The organism is Marinobacter confluentis, assembly GCF_004785685.1.
Lineage (GTDB): Bacteria > Pseudomonadota > Gammaproteobacteria > Pseudomonadales > Oleiphilaceae > Marinobacter > Marinobacter confluentis.
In genome coordinates, this window is record NZ_SRPF01000003.1 from 1 (window position 1) to 15571 (window position 15571).

Here is a 15571-nt window from a genome sequence, read left to right on the forward strand (position 1 = left end):
GAATACAACGATGAACGTCCCCACGATTCATTGGAAGACCTGACGCCATGGGAATATCTGGCGAAATACCAACAGGCGGAAAGCTCTAATCAGCGGTGCAACTAAAACAGGGATGTTTACAATGGGAGCGGCGTTCCTCATATTGAGGTGGCCAAATCGCCCGATTTGTGGTGGGTCTTTAGGGCTGATTATTGGCTCATGTCCAAAGGTAATGCCGTGGGGTCAAAATGAACTTTAAACGCTTAGAAACATTTATTTGGGTCGCAACCCTTGGCAGCTTTCGGAAAACCGCCGAGCGTCAACATACCACTCAGCCCGCCATTTCAAATCGTATAGCGGCTTTAGAGGAAGAGTTAGGCGTGCGCCTGTTCGAGCGAGAGTCAGGGCATGTCTATCTCACCCGAAAGGGATACGAGCTCATCCCATACGCAGAAAAAATAGTTGGCATTGCTCAACAACTGAAGGAAAGGGCCGATCACTCGGCCTCGCTTTCGGGCCTGCTCCGTTTAGGAGTCTCCGAAACAATCGTCCATTCCTGGATCCCGAGTTTCTTCTGTGAGCTCCACGACAAGGCGCCTAACCTGGATGTGGAAATCACCGTCGATGCATCGGGAAGCTTGCGTGAAGGCTTGTTAAACCGCTCTCTGGACGTCGCATTTTTGATGGGGCCGGTCCCGGAACCTCATATTGAAAACACTAACCTTTGCAGCTTCCCGCTCATTTGGGTCGCCAGTCCATCATTGGGGCTGCCTGATCGAGCTCTTACTCTGGAAGAGTTGGCTGTTTGGCCGATCATCACTTATGCCAGAAATACCAAGCCTTTTTCAGAAATTAGTCGAAAGTTCAGAGAATTGGATGATTCGCCGGTCCGCTTCTATTCATCCAGTTCGCTTTCAGCATGTCGTCAGCTCACTCTTGACGGCATCGGCATTTCAACGCTTCCTGAAGGTGTCGTGGACCAGGAATTAAACTCTGGATGCCTCGTTCGACTGCAAACATCATGGACGCCCTCCGAATTAGCTTTCACTGCTTCGTTCCCCAAACATCCCCGAAATCCGGTCGCGAACATGGCTTCAAATCTTGCTGTCCAGGTTTCCAGCCTGTTTGAAGAGCGAAGACATCATGGAAAGTTATCGAAAGAGGTAAAAAACGATAATTCGACATTTTTTCTTAAAAACTTAACCTCGGACTGAATGATTTGTGATTGTCTAGTCAGGAATTCCCGTAATGAAACGTCAGGACTACTCTTCTGCTAAACGGCAGCTGCTCGAAGACAGTTTAGCGTTGCGCTCCCAGATTCGCGCAGGCGAATTCACTGGACCTACCAGTGGACTGGCCAGGAGTTTTGTTCAGGGCAACGTCGTTATCTTGCCCGTCGAGTGGTCACACCAATTTCTCGAGTACTGCCAGCGCAATCCAGTTGCCTGCCCCCTTATCAGCGTATCTGCACCTGAAGATCCAACGCTTCCGAACTTGGGTAGTGCCCTCGACGTTCGTACCGACGGCCCTGAGTATCAAGTCTTTCGCAACGGGCAGCGAGCCGAAAAAACGCATCACTTAAAAGACCTGTGGCGAGACGACCTTGTTACTTTCGTGCTCGGCTGTTTCTTCTCTTCTAAGGATGCGCTCGCTAGAGCTGGGCTTTCAATTCGCTATCTCGCGTGTTCCAGGAAAGATGCTGCTTACGGAGCGGCTAAACGAAGAACTGTCGGTGCAGTGAGTATCGGGGTTCAAAATACCAAGCAAAAACGCACAAATGGGAGTTACATCATGCTCAAAAAACTAGCTTGCGCTCTGGCGATTGGAGCCTTCACAACCCCTGCAGTTATGGCCGAACAATGGCACATGCCAACGCCCTACGGCGATGCAAATCTACCGACCCAGATTGCCTATGATTTTGCCGAAGATATAAAACAGGGAACAGATGGTGACATTGATATCACAGTTCATTCCGGCGCCTCGCTCGTTAAACATCCGGAAATTCCGAGGGCAGTTAGGACTGGCCAGGTCCAACTTGGAGAAATTTTTATCGGTATCATGGGCAACACTCATCCGGTTTTTAAGCACGACAACATCCCCTTCTTGGCAACAAGTTACGAGCAAGCTCGCGAACTTTGGGAGGCAGCAAAGCCCGAAGTTGAAAAACAACTTAAGAAAGAGGGAATGGCGCTTCTTTATACCGTTCCATGGCCTGCTCAAAGTCTTTACACAAAAACCCCGGTGAACTCGCTTAAGGATCTCGAAGGGCTAAAAATGAGAGCCTACAGCCCGTCCACTTCTCGCCTCGCCGACCTCATGAACACCACTCCGACAACAGTCCAGGTTCCGGAGATCCCACAAGCCTTCAGCACGGGGATTATCGATGCAATGATCACGTCCCCCTCCACTGGCGCAAATGGTCAAGCGTGGGACTACCTGTCTCATTACACGGATATCAAAGCCTGGATTCCCAAAAACGTCGTTGTCATTAACGACCGGGCTTTACGTCGCCTGACGGACGACCAGAGACAGGTCATTTTCGATGCCGCCGCTAAGGCTGAGGCTAAAGGCTGGAAAGGCGTTCGAGCGACTGCGGAGAAAGATACTGCAAAGCTTGCCCAAAATGGCATCGAAGTCAGTCAACCCTCAGAAGAGCTCATGAATGACTTACAGAAGATCGGCGACATCATGATCAAAGAATGGGAGCAAGAAGCGCCCAACGAGGTCGGCAAGATTCTATCTAACTACCGTTAATACACCACTGCGACGAAGCCCTCCGTGTAAACGGAGGGTGATTTTGCACGAGACTTCCTATGAACACTCTCCGCGAGAAGTTTTATCAACTGTCTGGCTACTCGGCCGGCGTTTGTGTCGTAATGATCATGATAATCATCCTGGCCCAGGTAATTGGTCGCCTCCTCGGGTTTATCATTCCTTCGGCTGAAGATGTTTCGGGTTATGCGCTGGCCGCATCTACCTTCTTTGGCCTCGCCTACACCTTGCACAACGGGGGGCACGTAAGAGTGACCCTCGTTATTCAGAAATTGTCGGGCAGAGCACGACAGATTCAAGAATTGATCGTTCTGATTTTCAGTTTTGGCCTCGCGTGCTTTATGACTTTTTACTGTTTCCAAATGGTATGGGAATCCTACGTTTTCGAGGAGGTTTCCCACGGATACATCCCTATCCCAATCTGGATTCCGCAGAGCTCCGTGGCGATCGGTTTGCTGGCACTGAACATTGCCCTCCTGGACAGCCTAATTGCCGTTATTCGTAAGCAAAAGCCGGCCTATCAGCATCAGGAAGACGAATCCAGTCTGGAGGAACTCTAATGGAATTAACTGTTCTCTCATTAGTATTGGCAGCGTCCATGATACTGATGCTGTCACTGGGCGTCTGGGTGGCATTAACTCTGGTGGGCGTAGGCGCACTGGGACTTTTAATATCCGGAAACGATCAGATCGGCTTGCTATTTGGTACCTCTAGCTGGGGGGCAAGCACCAGTTGGTCGCTTACCGCGCTGCCCATGTTCATCTGGATGGGTGAGATTCTTTTTAAGACCAGGCTCTCTGAGGACTTGTTTAAAGGTTTGGCTCCATGGATGGAAGGAATGCCTGGCAAGCTACTTCATGTAAATATTCTAAGCTGCGGGATCTTTGCAGCTGTCTCCGGCTCGTCTGCTGCAACCGCAGCCACAATAGGCCGCATGACGCTACCGGAACTCAAGGCACAGGGCTACAGCGAGCGCATGTCAGTGGGCACACTTGCCGGGTCCGGCACACTTGGCCTTCTCATACCACCATCAATCATTCTGATCGTCTATGGCGTGGCAGCCGAGGTTTCCATTGCAAGGTTGTTCATTGCGGGTGCTCTGCCGGGCTTGTTGTTGGTTGCCATGTTCATGGGCTACACCATGGTGTGGGCGACAATATTCAAAGACGAACTCCCCAAGACGCGAGAGCAGAATCTAGGCTTGCTGGTAAAATTGAAAGCGCTGAAACTATTGCTCCCGATTGTTGGTCTTATCATTTTCGTTCTCGGGTCCATTTACACCGGTTTCGCGACGCCAACTGAAGCAGCCGCGCTTGGCGTTTTTGGCGCTCTTGTCCTGGCGGCTGCTACCGGGTCTCTCAGCCTGAGTAGCTTTAAAGAAAGCTTGTTGGGCGCTGTAAAAAGCTCATGCATGATCGGCTTAATCCTGGTGGGAGCCCATTTTTTGACCCTGTCCATGGGATTCCTGGGTATACCGAGGGAACTGGCCGCATGGATCGGTGGGATGTCTTTATCACCCTTCGAACTATTAATTGGGCTTACCGCCCTGTTCGTCATTCTGGGCTGCTTCCTTGACGGGATTTCGGTCGTGGTGCTGACGGTTGCGGTTGTAATGCCCGTGGTCCAACAGGCGGGAATAGACCTGCTTTGGTTTGGAATCTTTATTGTGCTTGTGGTTGAAATGGCACAGATCACCCCACCGGTTGGCTTTAACTTATTCGTTATTCAAGCATTGACTGGTAAAAATATCCTATACGTAGCTAAAGCTGCACTGCCTTTCTTCCTTCTGATAACAGCGGCTTTGATCACAATTAGCTGGTTCCCCCAGATTGTCACCTTCCTACCAAGAACGATGAGCCAGTGAGCACCTGAAGTAATTTATCACGAGGAGATTTTGATGATGGATCGGACTGTCCGGCAAGCAACTGCCCGTATGATTTCAGTTGGCGCTCATCCAGCTTACCCCGATCTCCTTGGTTTCGGACGAAGACAAATGGAATTACGAAGGCCTTCGGCTTTGAATACCATCTATGTTCAGGATTTCTGCACGGCTATTCATAATATACAGATGGACGCTGCAGCAGACGCGCTTTAACTTAGCTAAACCAAATCATTGTTCGGTTTTAACAAATGATACCCGTCTACAAACGCTTGAGGCACCCGTCTGAAATCGCAATCCAGGAGTCGGGGTATGTTCCCCCCGTCTCTGAGAACGCTGACAGAAATCAGGCTCTGTTTTGCTGAATCATAGGGACACCGCGCTGGCACTGGTCGTGGTGAGCGTTTGGGGGGCCAATTTTACGGTCATTAAGCTTGGCCTGGATGGCGTGCCACCAATGTTATTGGTTGCGATGCGTTACGCTCTTGCCGCGCTTCCCGCAGTATTCTTTCTTCGCCTACCCATAGTCAGAGTGCGTTATTTATTTTGGTATGGAATTGCGGTCGGTGTTGGGCAGTTTGGTTGCCTTTTTTACGCGATGCACATTGGGATGCCGGCAGGATTGGCTTCCGTGTTACTCCAATCTCAAGTGTTTTTCACGCTTATCTTTGCCGCGATCACATTGCGAGAGCGAGTGTCGGGAGCACAGCTAGCAGGACTATGGCTTGCGGTTAGCGGTTTGCTTCTCATCGGCTATCGGTCCGTCGGAACAGGTCTGGTACCCATTCCATTGCCTGCTTTCCTATTCACACTTGCCGGTGCCGCTTCATGGGGTCTATCGAATATCATTGTTCGCAAAGCATCCGCAGAGGCTGCTCAAAAGGGAGACCGATTAGATATGTTCAGTTTCGTCGTCTGGTCGAGCCTGGTTCCTCCAATTCCTCTCTTTTTGTTTGCTTCGGTACTGAACCCACAAGAATCCATGGTAGAAGTTGTCACGAACTTGGACGGAATATCAGTATTCGCCATTGCCTATCTCGCATTTGCGGCAACACTCTTTGGCTTCGGCGTATGGAGTAGTTTGCTTTCAAGATATCCGGCGAGTCAGGTCGCGCCGCTCTCTCTACTGGTTCCTGTAACAGGCCTCCTAACAGCGAGCGTGGCTCTCAGTGAAGAGCTTTCGATGTCACAGTGGATTGGTTCGTTTTTGATATTGTGCGGACTAGCAGTTTCCACTTTCGGTTTCCCAAAAGTGCTTAGTTATGGGCCCACAAAGTAAATGGGGTCACCGTGTGCTTTTGAACCTTCCTAGACTAAAGCAGAGGACAACTCGATTGCCTCCAAGGTATCCCTCTTAAAAATATCGCATCGACTTCGCTTGTAAAATTAGCTTCTACACAGCCGGACGCTTTGCTAGCAATGCCCACACACCGGCCGTTAAAAGTAGGGCTCCACCAGTAAAGTTAAACCTTCGCTGCGCCTTGGCTGACTTGAGCATACGACGAGCAGACGATGCGAAAATTGTGTAAAGCGTGGCATTAACAGCGGCCAAGGCAACAAAGGTGACTGATAGCAACCACATTTGGAAAACGACATTCTCACCCGGTGTAATGAATTGGGGTAGAAATGCCACAAAGAAAACGATGCCCTTGGGATTGAGCGCTGTCACCAAATAGGTGTTGGTGAATAATCTCAACTTTGAAGCTTCTGGCATGGTTTCCGACGTTCCAGAAGGCACGATGCCTGCTCGAAACAGCTTAATGCCGAGATAAAGCAAGTACACTCCGCCGACTACCTTGACGGCTGTGAACCAAAAAGTAGATACCGCAAGTAACGCTCCCAAGCCGACCAGTGAAGCAACCAGAGCGCTGCAGTCGCCGAGCGTAACGGCAACCACTAAAGGAACATTAGCTTGACGACCGTGAGTAACTGAATAGCTAATGACGGCGAAAATCGTGGGACCGGGTATTACGAGTAGAACCGTCGATGCGACGACGAATGCCAACCAGGATTCTAATGACATAGGGCAGTCTCTAAAAAGCTAGCCTTGCGCGCGGCAGGGCAACGGTTAGATCCAAACATCATTTTCGGCTGTTTGACCGCTGGTCACATCACCAGTATTCACGACCCCTTTCGGCTCGATAATCAGAATTTTTGCTTCCTTTTTCGCATAGGGTTTGTGCTCTACGCCTTTGGGCACAACGAACATTTCTCCCTCAGAGAGCTTCACGTGCCCGTCTCTGAAATCAATTGTTAAGCTGCCCTCTAGCACAATGAACGTTTCATCTGTGTCTTTGTGGTCGTGCCACACAAACTGCCCCTGGATTTTCACGACTTTGAACTGGTAGTCATTCATTTCAGCAATCACCTTAGGGGACCACTGTTCATCGAAAAGGCCCAGTTTGTTTTTAAAGTTAACTGCCTGGTAATTCATTAGATTTCCTTACCCTATACAGGTCGCTATTGAAACACCGTTTGATTCGGATGAAGAGGTCAGTTACGTCCGCAAAGGTCGGTTGCTCCGTCGAGAAGCGCAGTTTTTTTGACGCAATCCCACTGGCCAGGCTCGTGGCCATAAATGATTTGTATAGACTCAGCCTGATCGTCAAGCGACGCGATTTTTTTAAGGCTCATGATCGCTGCTTCCTCGGAGCTCACTGCCCCTGATGGAATCCCGAGATGAAGGTTAGCCGCCAAATGCGATGCATCGAAGGTAAAAAGGATATCCCCCTCGGTACCTCTAGCGAGCGCCGAAATGTGCCCTTCGGTGTGCCCGGGAGTGGGGAACAGTCTTAAAGATCCGTCGCCGAATACATCGTAGACGTCGATACCAAGCCGACTTCTCCTGAAGCCTTCATCAATGATTCGGACACGAAGGTTCGAAGACAGCATTGAAGTCGGTATACCTTTGGCGACTCGTCCAGGCGACTTTAAACTCCGGAGGGTTGCATGTGTCATGAGGACGGGAGCATTTGTGTAGTCGAGCAAGCTGTCCATTCCACTGATGTGGTCTCCATGCAAATGAGAGGGCACAACAAAGCGGATTTCTTCCGGCTCCACTCCGTCCGACTTCAGCTGCGACACAAGATCTGCTCCCCGCTCATTACGACATGGCACCCAGTAAAAAGGCTGAAATCCATAATCACATTGACCGGCGCGTAATCCAGTATCGAGAACAGCGACTCCTGACTTGGGGTGTTTAACGACATAAGCGAGGGAGGGCACCCAAATCGGTCGGGTTATCTCCTCAGGTGTTCTAGGATCTCTTTGATCAATCAGGATATTGGCCGGCGCTTTGACCCACCCTGTCAGATAGGCTCTAACTTCAACCGGAATATCAGCCGCGATATCGCCTTCTTCTGAGGACAAAACACCGCCATGGCCCTCGAGAACGATAACCCCAATCGGGCGCCAGATTGGATAAGAGATAACTGCCACCACAGCCAAGACAAGGGCGGGAGCGATAAGCCAAATGCTGGATTTTTTTAACAATGCCGCCTCTTATCAGCAATTGCCTCGCCGGGAGGCGGATAGGCTTTTTTGAAAGTAAATGCGTTTGGAGATGGGCCTTGCTGTCGAAACGCGTTCAGTTTTTCTGCGGCCTCATACAGCGAAGGCATGTGACCGGCGGGCACCCACCACAGCACCATGTGGGCTTCGTTCATTGAATGAAACCACTCCTTCTTACGGCTCATAATCTCAACGTGAGCAGTCCGATACACAAACCTGTGCAAAGCCTCAACGGAGTCCCAGACAGACAGATTCATGATCGTATCTGAACCAAAGTAATCAATATCGGTCGCGTTACCCTCTTCGGTCTGTAATCGCCAGACAAAACCAGGTGAATCGTCTGCCAACGCGTTGATCCTGTCTAGATTGTTGACGAAATCTGAGAGCTGCGGCGAGTCTATCGGCGCTTTCAGCTGTGCGATGTTGAGTTGGGCGATGTAGTAGCGACTCATAGATTCCTCCCAGAGGTCATTTTTCGCTCCAAATTCTTCCATCAATCGCTGAAAGGCCTGCAGCAATCACCGCCACCTCCAAGATAACGAAAAGCTTAAATTCTAAAGAGTTTATCAGCGCTATCCATGACGCTCGATCTGCGATATATCTTCGCGATCCACTGCTCGGTCGAGGATTTCTTTGTATTGGATCAAATCCTCCGCTCTCATGACCGGGACTGTCACTCCCAGAACATTGATCTTCCTGACCCGCGAGAAATCGATGACTAGCTCTTTCCACTCATTGGAGCCGGAGTCGAGGACCTCCGCTCGGTTTGCGTTGCCCACTTCCACCTTGGTTCCGTCATAGATGAACTGGACATATTCCAGGTGCCAACCTTCTTCACGACCGCGTTTGGCCGGTTTTGAAATATGCTCTTTTCCAGCATCAATGACCGACTGAAAATGCTGGGAAGGAACCAGCAGGTCAATGTCGTTGAGCGCGCGAGTCGAACCATAAGCGATCGCTGCAAGACCGCCGCAAATGACGAAGGGGATGTCTCTCTCATTAAGAAGGTCTGAAATCCACTTAAGCGCGGTATTAGCCACTTTAGCTCCATCTTTACATTGTGAATGTATGCAGTGTTGTGCCTTTGATTTAAGGGGTCGGTCAAGCTGGGACTCGCTCTCAACCCCGGGGCTTGCTAATGATTTTCCTTCAAAACGGACCTAATCAAGCTATCGACTCTCGGCTTTGTTTGATGTGGATTCACAGAGGAATCAACATTGCTCCAGCTGACTTTTTCGTCCACAAAAAGATTGGCCACTGTAACCATCGTCGAATCATCAAGTAATCCAACGGGTATCCAGTACAAGCCGCTATCTCTGAATTGATTCGGTACAGAAGACCCACACCGCTTGCAGAAATGAGAGCTGAAGCCAGATTCTTTTTCCCATTTACCGATGCGTGATTCGCCGCTTAGCCAGTGAAAGTCACATGTCTCGACAATCGCGCCGCAACTGGACGCTGTTCCAGCTTGTTTCCGGCACAGTTGACAGTGGCATTGAAACATCCCGAGTCTTTCAAGGCTCACCTCAAAACGTACATCACCACACAAACATGACCCTTTCATTCTGATTCAACTCCTGACGCTCTCCGGGACCGGCAAAGACTGGGCTAATCAGAGCCGGCGGGTTAATTCGGCACAACGCCACCATCAGTGACAGACCAGTTGTAAGTATCGGTCAATACATCACGGGCATCTTGAGCACTGCTCGAATATTGGCTATCACCTGCATCAAACGTCACACCGGTCGTTAGTGTTTGAGAACTCCAGCCATTCAATAAGCCATCGTAGTTGCCGACTGAGAGCGCGACGCCGTCGAACATTGCTTGCATTCCACTCACGGAAGATACATCCCAGTCGCCAAGGTTCTGATCAAAAGCCATGGTTCCACCGGATCTATAGAACATATATTCCATATTCCTCACGGACGACACATCCCAAGCACTTATATCTCGATTAAAATTATTAGCACCCGAAAACATGTACCCCATATCGGCAACTGAAGACACATCCCAGGTGCCGATATTCTGATTAAATGATTCAGCTCCACGGAACATGCTATTCATTCCCCTTACGGAAGAAACGTTCCAGCCACCAATATTTTGGTTAAACGATCTCGCATAAGAGAACATTCGGGCGGTGCCAATTACCGAACCAAGATCCCATGTAGTGATATCGCTGTTAAACGCAGATGCGGATGAGAACATCGCACTCATTAGAGTTACACTAGACACATCCCATCGATTCAACGACCTATCAAACGCCTCAGCGTTTTGAAACATTCCTGACATCGAAGTAACAGAAGAAACATTCCAATTATTAAGCGGTTGGTTGAATAGCCTTGCACCGGAAAACATAAAGGACATATCAATAACAGAACTGACATCCCAAGCATCTATATTATGATTAAACGAACGAGCTCCCGCAAACATAAAAGACATATTGGTAACAGACCTGACATCCCAAGAATTTATATTCTGATTAAACGAACGTGCACCCGAAAACATAGAATTCATCATCTCGACTGCAGACACATCCCAAGAACTTATGTCTTGATCAAAACTTAAAGCATTCGAAAATGTGGCATTCATACTTCGGACAGAAGAAACGTCCCATGCACTGATATCCTGATTAAACGAAACTGCGTTAGTGAATGTTGAATTCATCGTTTCAACAGAAGAAACATTCCAGGAACTAATATCGCCGTTAAATATTCTCGCATCAAGAAATGTCTCATCCATATTTTTCAGTTGTGACAGGTTCGGAGAATCGGTGGCGTTCAACGTAAAGTTCCGTGAACCGTAAAACATGCGATACATCGACCGCCATTGTGTATCGCCCCATTGTTCGACAGAAATCAACTTGAGAGAGTCTGTCTCTGACCCAACCGTGGCCGTGGCGATGGAAGTTGCGTCAAACAACATTTGTGGAAATTTTCCGGTGATCTCAACGGTATAGGTACCAGGCGTTGCGTAGGTATGAGTGACGTCGCCTGTAATTCCCGCTTGGACCTCGCCATCGCCCCAATCAACCGAGTACTCGTAACCCGGCCCCTTAGTATGAATGGTGATCTGATTATCCTCACTAATTCCTGTGTTATCAGTTTTCCAGATGGTAATAAAAGGAACTGTTGCGTCCGGAGTAGGAACAAACTGGCCTTGATCCCGAATTGTCCAGCCAAAGGCATCAGTCAGCACATCTCTTTGAGATTGGGCGCTGGCTAAGTAATAACTTTCACCGCCATCAAATACGACGTTGTTTTGGACGCTCTGCGCCGCCCATCCCTGGAGCGTGCTGGAATAGTTCTCCAACGAAAGAAACGCGTTTTCAAACATCCCACCCATACTGGTGACTTGAGCAATGTTCCAGAGACCAAGATCTTGATCAAACGCCTGGGATGAGGCGAACATTTGATCCATATTCGTCACCGAGGACACATCCCAGGCGCTGAGATCCTGGTTGAAACGATCTGCTCCCGCAAACATCAAATTCATTATTGAAACATCAGAAACGTCCCATGGACCGATATCTCGATTAAAGCCATCCGCGTTCAAAAACATGCTTCTCATTATTAAAACAGAGGACACGTCCCAATTTGAAATATTCCCATTAAAAGAACCTGCCTGGGCAAACATGCCCCCCATGTTAGTTACAGACGAAACATCCCATGCGTTTAGATTTTGATTAAAAGAATCTGCACCGGAGAACATACGCTCCATGTTCACGACAGATGAAACATTCCAGCCTCCTATGTCTTGATTAAACGAAGAAGCGCTTGAAAACATATACTCCATATTGGTGACAGAGGACGTATTCCAGTTTCCAATATCAGAATTAAACACCTCACAACTGTCGAATAGTGCATACATATTAGTGACAGACGACACATCCCAAGCGCCGAGGTCGCTATTGAACCGTGTTGCGTCGGTGAACATCAGGCCCATGTCGGTTACATTACTTACGTCCCACCTACTGAGATCTCCGGTGAGATTAGTTGCGCCAAAAAACATCCGGCTTGTCGAGGTTACCTCGCTCAAATCAGGTGCATCGGTAGCATTTATGACCAAGTTGTTGCTGTCTTGGAATGCCCCTTCCATTGACCGCCAGCGGATATTTCCCCACTGCTCTATGGACAGTAGCTTACTATTTTCCTCATCACCTGAACCGGCGATGTCATACGTAGTGATTTGCGGAAAATCCCCTGTTATCGCGACAGTGTACGTTCCGGCAACTGCATAGGTATGAGTAATGCCTCCGGTTACATTTGCATCAACATTTCCATCACCCCAATCCACGGTATAGTCATACCCATTTCCAACCGTTTGAATGACAATTTGATTGTTGTCACCAAGACCCGGGTTGTCTGTTTTCCAGACGGTGATAAAGGGCACTGTACCCACTGGCGCTGAATTGCGAGCGCTAGATGAATCACCACCACCCCCGCCACCACAAGCCTGGAGAAATAATAGGATTACAAGACAGATAAACGGTTTAAAGCGAGATAAATACGTGGGATGCATATAATACCTAATACGACTGAGAGTAAGTTGGGTCTAATCTGATGAATAGGTGGTGTTAATGATTTTCCGTGCCGCTCTCATTTATCGATCCCTCCCCATTGGGTTCCCAGGTTTTGAAAACACTTTCACCAACCAAGTGCTTTTGCTTTTGGCCAGGAGGATTTTAAAAATCCGAACGGTTATTCTATAGAAAGGACGTTATAGACCGTCTAACCCGGCGTCTATCTGAAATTCCTGAACAGGTATTCGGAAAAAATGAACATTAAGCTTGATCAATTGAAGTCGTTCTTACTCGTGGCTGAGGAATCAAACCTCACTCGTGCCGCTGCCCGACGTCATTCGACGCCTTCCGCTGTGAGTGAACACATTCGGAATCTGGAAGCAGAATTAGGACTCGCACTTTTCGAGAGAAGCAAACAGGGCATGGCACTTACAGGGGCTGGCGAACGGCTACTAATTCCGGTCAGCCGCGTCTTCTCTTCCGTTGAGGGTGTTCGAAATACGGCGCTTTCAATTCTCGAAACGCCTAAAGCTGATTTGAGCATAGGCCTGAATTCACCACCGGAATATCTGCGGATGGACCGCATCTTGAAACAAAAAGCCGCTGACCTTCCCTACGTTAATCTGGAAATGCGGACTCGCTCATCACCGCTAGTCGTTGAGGAGGTGCTATCCGGTAAGCTTGATTTGGGCTATGTATTCGGCGAGTGGGATGACCCAAGGCTTCACATTGTGCCCCTATCACCGATAAAAGTTTCTGTGATTGGCCCCAATGACTACTCACTAGACTCTTTGCCTGAGTCATTTGAAGACAGGCAACAGCTGCCCTGGGTCTGGCCTAACCCCCAATGCCCCTTCGCCAGTTTTATGAAGGAAATTCTTGGCCCAGAGTCACAGGCATCGGATGCCGTCATTACCTCCGATGACGAATACTCCACAGTGGTCATGGTGAAGACCGGGCTAGGTTTTGGGCTCGTCGAACACAATTATGGCGTTGACTTGAGGGGGAACGATGCGTTCCGCATGTTCGATGAGCCTCACTTGAGCACTAACGTCAGCCTTATCTGCGGCTCTGAAGCCTATAGAAACGGCAGTGTTACCGCCCTGTTCGATCTGATTGTCCAGCAGTGGCAGTGCCCTTCTGATTGAACCTTACGCCGCGAATCACTTCAATTGGATCGTTTCGGACAGTTCTTTCATTAACTGTTTGATGCGACTCACTCGCTTTGAGTCCATGTGGGTGAGCAGCCAGAGTCCGGTTTCCAATTCTACGATCGGCGGTGTCAGCCGTCGGAGGCGTTCATCATTGTCCCCGATATAGCACGGTAAGATCGCAAGGCCATTGCCTCGACTAACCGCCGTCTGCATTGCCAGAACCGAATCGATTCGGTATCGGCAGCTGCTTTCCGGCACATTCCTGGCCAGCCAGTTTTCCATCGGCGTGTCACCCATCTGAGCATCAGGCGTTATCCATTGGTCATTGATTATGTCTGAAATTGCCACCTCCCCTTTTATGTGGCCCCACTGCGTTTGCTCACCATAGACAGCCTGTTTAATCGTGCCAATGCAGCGCCCAACCAATGTCTCGGGGGGAGAATTGGTTGGGCGCACTGCTATATCCGCCTCGCGCTTTGACAGGCTCTGCTGCTGATTTGAAATGACAACTTCGAGCTGTATTGCAGGATGTCGTTGGCGAAAACTCGCCAGAATGTCGGCTAGAAGGCCTGAAAATAGGGTATCAGTGGTCGTCAATCGGATAGTGCCGGCCAATTGTAGGTCGTTTCCGGCAACGCGCCGTTCAGCACCTAGAATTTCACCTTCCACTTTCTCAGCGGACCCCGCCAGGTCCTCTCCGAGGGGCGTCGCTTCATATCCATTCCGTCCTCGGTGAAACAACGTCACCCCCAGGTCTCGCTCCATGTCGTTGAGACGCCTGAACACAGTGGCGTGGCTGACGCCCAACGTGCGGCTGGCTCCCGACAGCGAGCCGGTTCTCGCGATTGCCAGCACGATTTGAAGGTCGTCCCAACGGATCTTCTGTTTGTTCATGCAAATGCCGTTTTCAAATTTTAGGGATGTTTTATCAAATACGCACAGGCTAGGCTAGAAAACAATCTCTCTTTAAGAGGACGACATGAATATTCTTATCGTTTTGGCCCACCCAGAAAGGAAGTCATTTAATGGCGCCTTGGTCGATACAGCCAAAGGGACTCTGGAACGAGCAGGCCACGAGGTTCAGATCGACGATCTCTATGCTGAAAATTTCGACCCAGTCGAACGTGCTGAGTGGTACGCGAACCACAACAACAATGAATATTTCGCTGCTTTGACGGAACAGTCGAATCACTTCAAGGCCAAACAGCTTCCCGAAGACGTGAACCGGGAGATTTCCCGGCTGGACTGGGCGGATCTTGTGATTTTTCAATTTCCGCTGTGGTGGCATGCGCAGCCCGCCATTTTAAAAGGCTGGTTTGATCGCGTATTGGTTTACGGAGGGCTCTATAGCGGCCGCATGCGTTATGACCATGGCTACTTCAGAGGCAAGAAGGCCATGTGCTCTGTCACCACCGGTTCGCCGGCACAGACGTTCATGCCCTTTGGACGCGCGGGCAACATGGTTGAGTGGCTCTGGCCTTTTCACTCCTCCCTGAATTACATCGGCTTTAACGTTTTACCACCTAACGTCAGTTACGGCGTTCAGGCGGGCGGTATTCAATACCAAGAGAAAGCCGCATTCGAGGCACATCTGGAAACACAGAAAACAGACTGGGCATCTCGACTTCGAGACATTGAACAAGAGACACCGATTCCATTCACCGGCTGGTCTGATTGGAATGAGGATGGCGTGTTAAGGCACGACCATCCGATGCGCTGGAGACCATAATTGACTCTGGCTCGTCATTTCCCAGGGTG

General features: G+C 49.5%; 16 protein-coding genes. 8 read left to right on the forward strand and 8 right to left on the reverse strand.

The annotated features are described in order from the left end of the window. The first annotated feature begins 227 nt into the window (after positions 1-227). The 6 genes from E5Q11_RS10610 to E5Q11_RS10635 all read left to right on the forward strand — a co-directional run bounded on the left by E5Q11_RS10610 (position 228) and on the right by E5Q11_RS10635 (position 5909). Positions 228-1193: a LysR family transcriptional regulator gene (locus tag E5Q11_RS10610; protein WP_135803414.1), complete on the forward strand. Its 966-nt coding sequence runs from the start codon at positions 228-230 to the stop codon at positions 1191-1193. Positions 1194-1227: 34 nt separating this feature from the next. Next, positions 1228-2733, forward strand: coding sequence for a TRAP transporter substrate-binding protein DctP (gene dctP / locus E5Q11_RS18005; protein ID WP_225315009.1), 1506 nt, complete (start codon positions 1228-1230; stop codon positions 2731-2733). A 59-nt stretch (positions 2734-2792) separates the two neighbouring features. After that, positions 2793-3311: a TRAP transporter small permease gene (locus E5Q11_RS10620; RefSeq protein ID WP_135803415.1), complete on the forward strand. Its 519-nt coding sequence runs from the start codon at positions 2793-2795 to the stop codon at positions 3309-3311. Continuing rightward, entirely contained in the window at positions 3311-4615 is a 1305-nt protein-coding gene (locus E5Q11_RS10625; RefSeq protein ID WP_135803416.1) for a TRAP transporter large permease, read from the forward strand. Before E5Q11_RS10620 ends, E5Q11_RS10625 begins: the two co-directional genes overlap by 1 nt. Before the next feature lie 36 nt (positions 4616-4651). Continuing rightward, positions 4652-4846 carry a LamB/YcsF family protein gene (locus E5Q11_RS18085; protein WP_225315038.1) on the forward strand — a complete coding sequence of 65 codons (195 nt, stop codon included), beginning with the start codon at positions 4652-4654 and terminating at the stop codon, positions 4844-4846. Between the two features lie 142 nt (positions 4847-4988). Then, on the forward strand, positions 4989-5909 hold the full coding sequence (locus tag E5Q11_RS10635) for an EamA family transporter (protein WP_210426320.1): 921 nt from the start codon (positions 4989-4991) through the stop codon (positions 5907-5909). 114 nt (positions 5910-6023) lie between these two features. Here the strand turns inward: E5Q11_RS10635 and E5Q11_RS10640 are convergent, their stop codons facing one another. From E5Q11_RS10640 to E5Q11_RS10670, 7 genes are all read right to left on the reverse strand, one after another. Then, complete coding sequence (locus E5Q11_RS10640) at positions 6024-6653, reverse strand: LysE family translocator (RefSeq protein WP_135803418.1); 630 nt, start codon at positions 6651-6653, stop codon at positions 6024-6026. A 45-nt stretch (positions 6654-6698) separates the two neighbouring features. Further along, positions 6699-7064: a cupin domain-containing protein gene (locus E5Q11_RS10645; protein ID WP_135803419.1), complete on the reverse strand. Its 366-nt coding sequence runs from the start codon at positions 7062-7064 to the stop codon at positions 6699-6701. A gap of 59 nt (positions 7065-7123) precedes the next feature. After that, entirely contained in the window at positions 7124-8122 is a 999-nt protein-coding gene (locus tag E5Q11_RS10650) for an MBL fold metallo-hydrolase (protein ID WP_135803420.1), read from the reverse strand. Then, complete coding sequence (locus tag E5Q11_RS10655; RefSeq protein ID WP_135803851.1) at positions 8116-8592, reverse strand: DUF3291 domain-containing protein; 477 nt, start codon at positions 8590-8592, stop codon at positions 8116-8118. The genes E5Q11_RS10650 and E5Q11_RS10655 overlap by 7 nt, the downstream gene beginning before the upstream one ends. Before the next feature lie 120 nt (positions 8593-8712). Continuing rightward, positions 8713-9180, reverse strand: coding sequence for a nucleotidyltransferase (locus E5Q11_RS10660; protein WP_135803421.1), 468 nt, complete (start codon positions 9178-9180; stop codon positions 8713-8715). A 95-nt stretch (positions 9181-9275) separates the two neighbouring features. Further along, entirely contained in the window at positions 9276-9704 is a 429-nt protein-coding gene (locus tag E5Q11_RS18200) for a GFA family protein (protein WP_135803422.1), read from the reverse strand. A gap of 62 nt (positions 9705-9766) precedes the next feature. Beyond that, positions 9767-12529: a BspA family leucine-rich repeat surface protein gene (locus tag E5Q11_RS10670; RefSeq protein WP_168215645.1), complete on the reverse strand. Its 2763-nt coding sequence runs from the start codon at positions 12527-12529 to the stop codon at positions 9767-9769. 384 nt (positions 12530-12913) lie between these two features. Between E5Q11_RS10670 and E5Q11_RS10675 the strand changes: the two genes are divergently transcribed. Further along, positions 12914-13807 carry a LysR family transcriptional regulator gene (locus tag E5Q11_RS10675; RefSeq protein ID WP_135803424.1) on the forward strand — a complete coding sequence of 298 codons (894 nt, stop codon included), beginning with the start codon at positions 12914-12916 and terminating at the stop codon, positions 13805-13807. Positions 13808-13822: 15 nt separating this feature from the next. Here the strand turns inward: E5Q11_RS10675 and E5Q11_RS10680 are convergent, their stop codons facing one another. Then, positions 13823-14707 (reverse strand): LysR family transcriptional regulator, encoded by an 885-nt coding sequence (locus E5Q11_RS10680; protein ID WP_135803425.1) that lies wholly within the window; start codon positions 14705-14707, stop codon positions 13823-13825. Positions 14708-14792: 85 nt separating this feature from the next. On the opposite strand from E5Q11_RS10680, the gene E5Q11_RS10685 reads away from it, so the two are divergent. Continuing rightward, the gene (locus E5Q11_RS10685; RefSeq protein WP_135803426.1) at positions 14793-15542 is read left to right on the forward strand and encodes an NAD(P)H-dependent oxidoreductase; all 750 of its coding nucleotides are present in this window, start codon (positions 14793-14795) and stop codon (positions 15540-15542) included. The last annotated feature ends 29 nt before the right edge of the window (positions 15543-15571 follow it).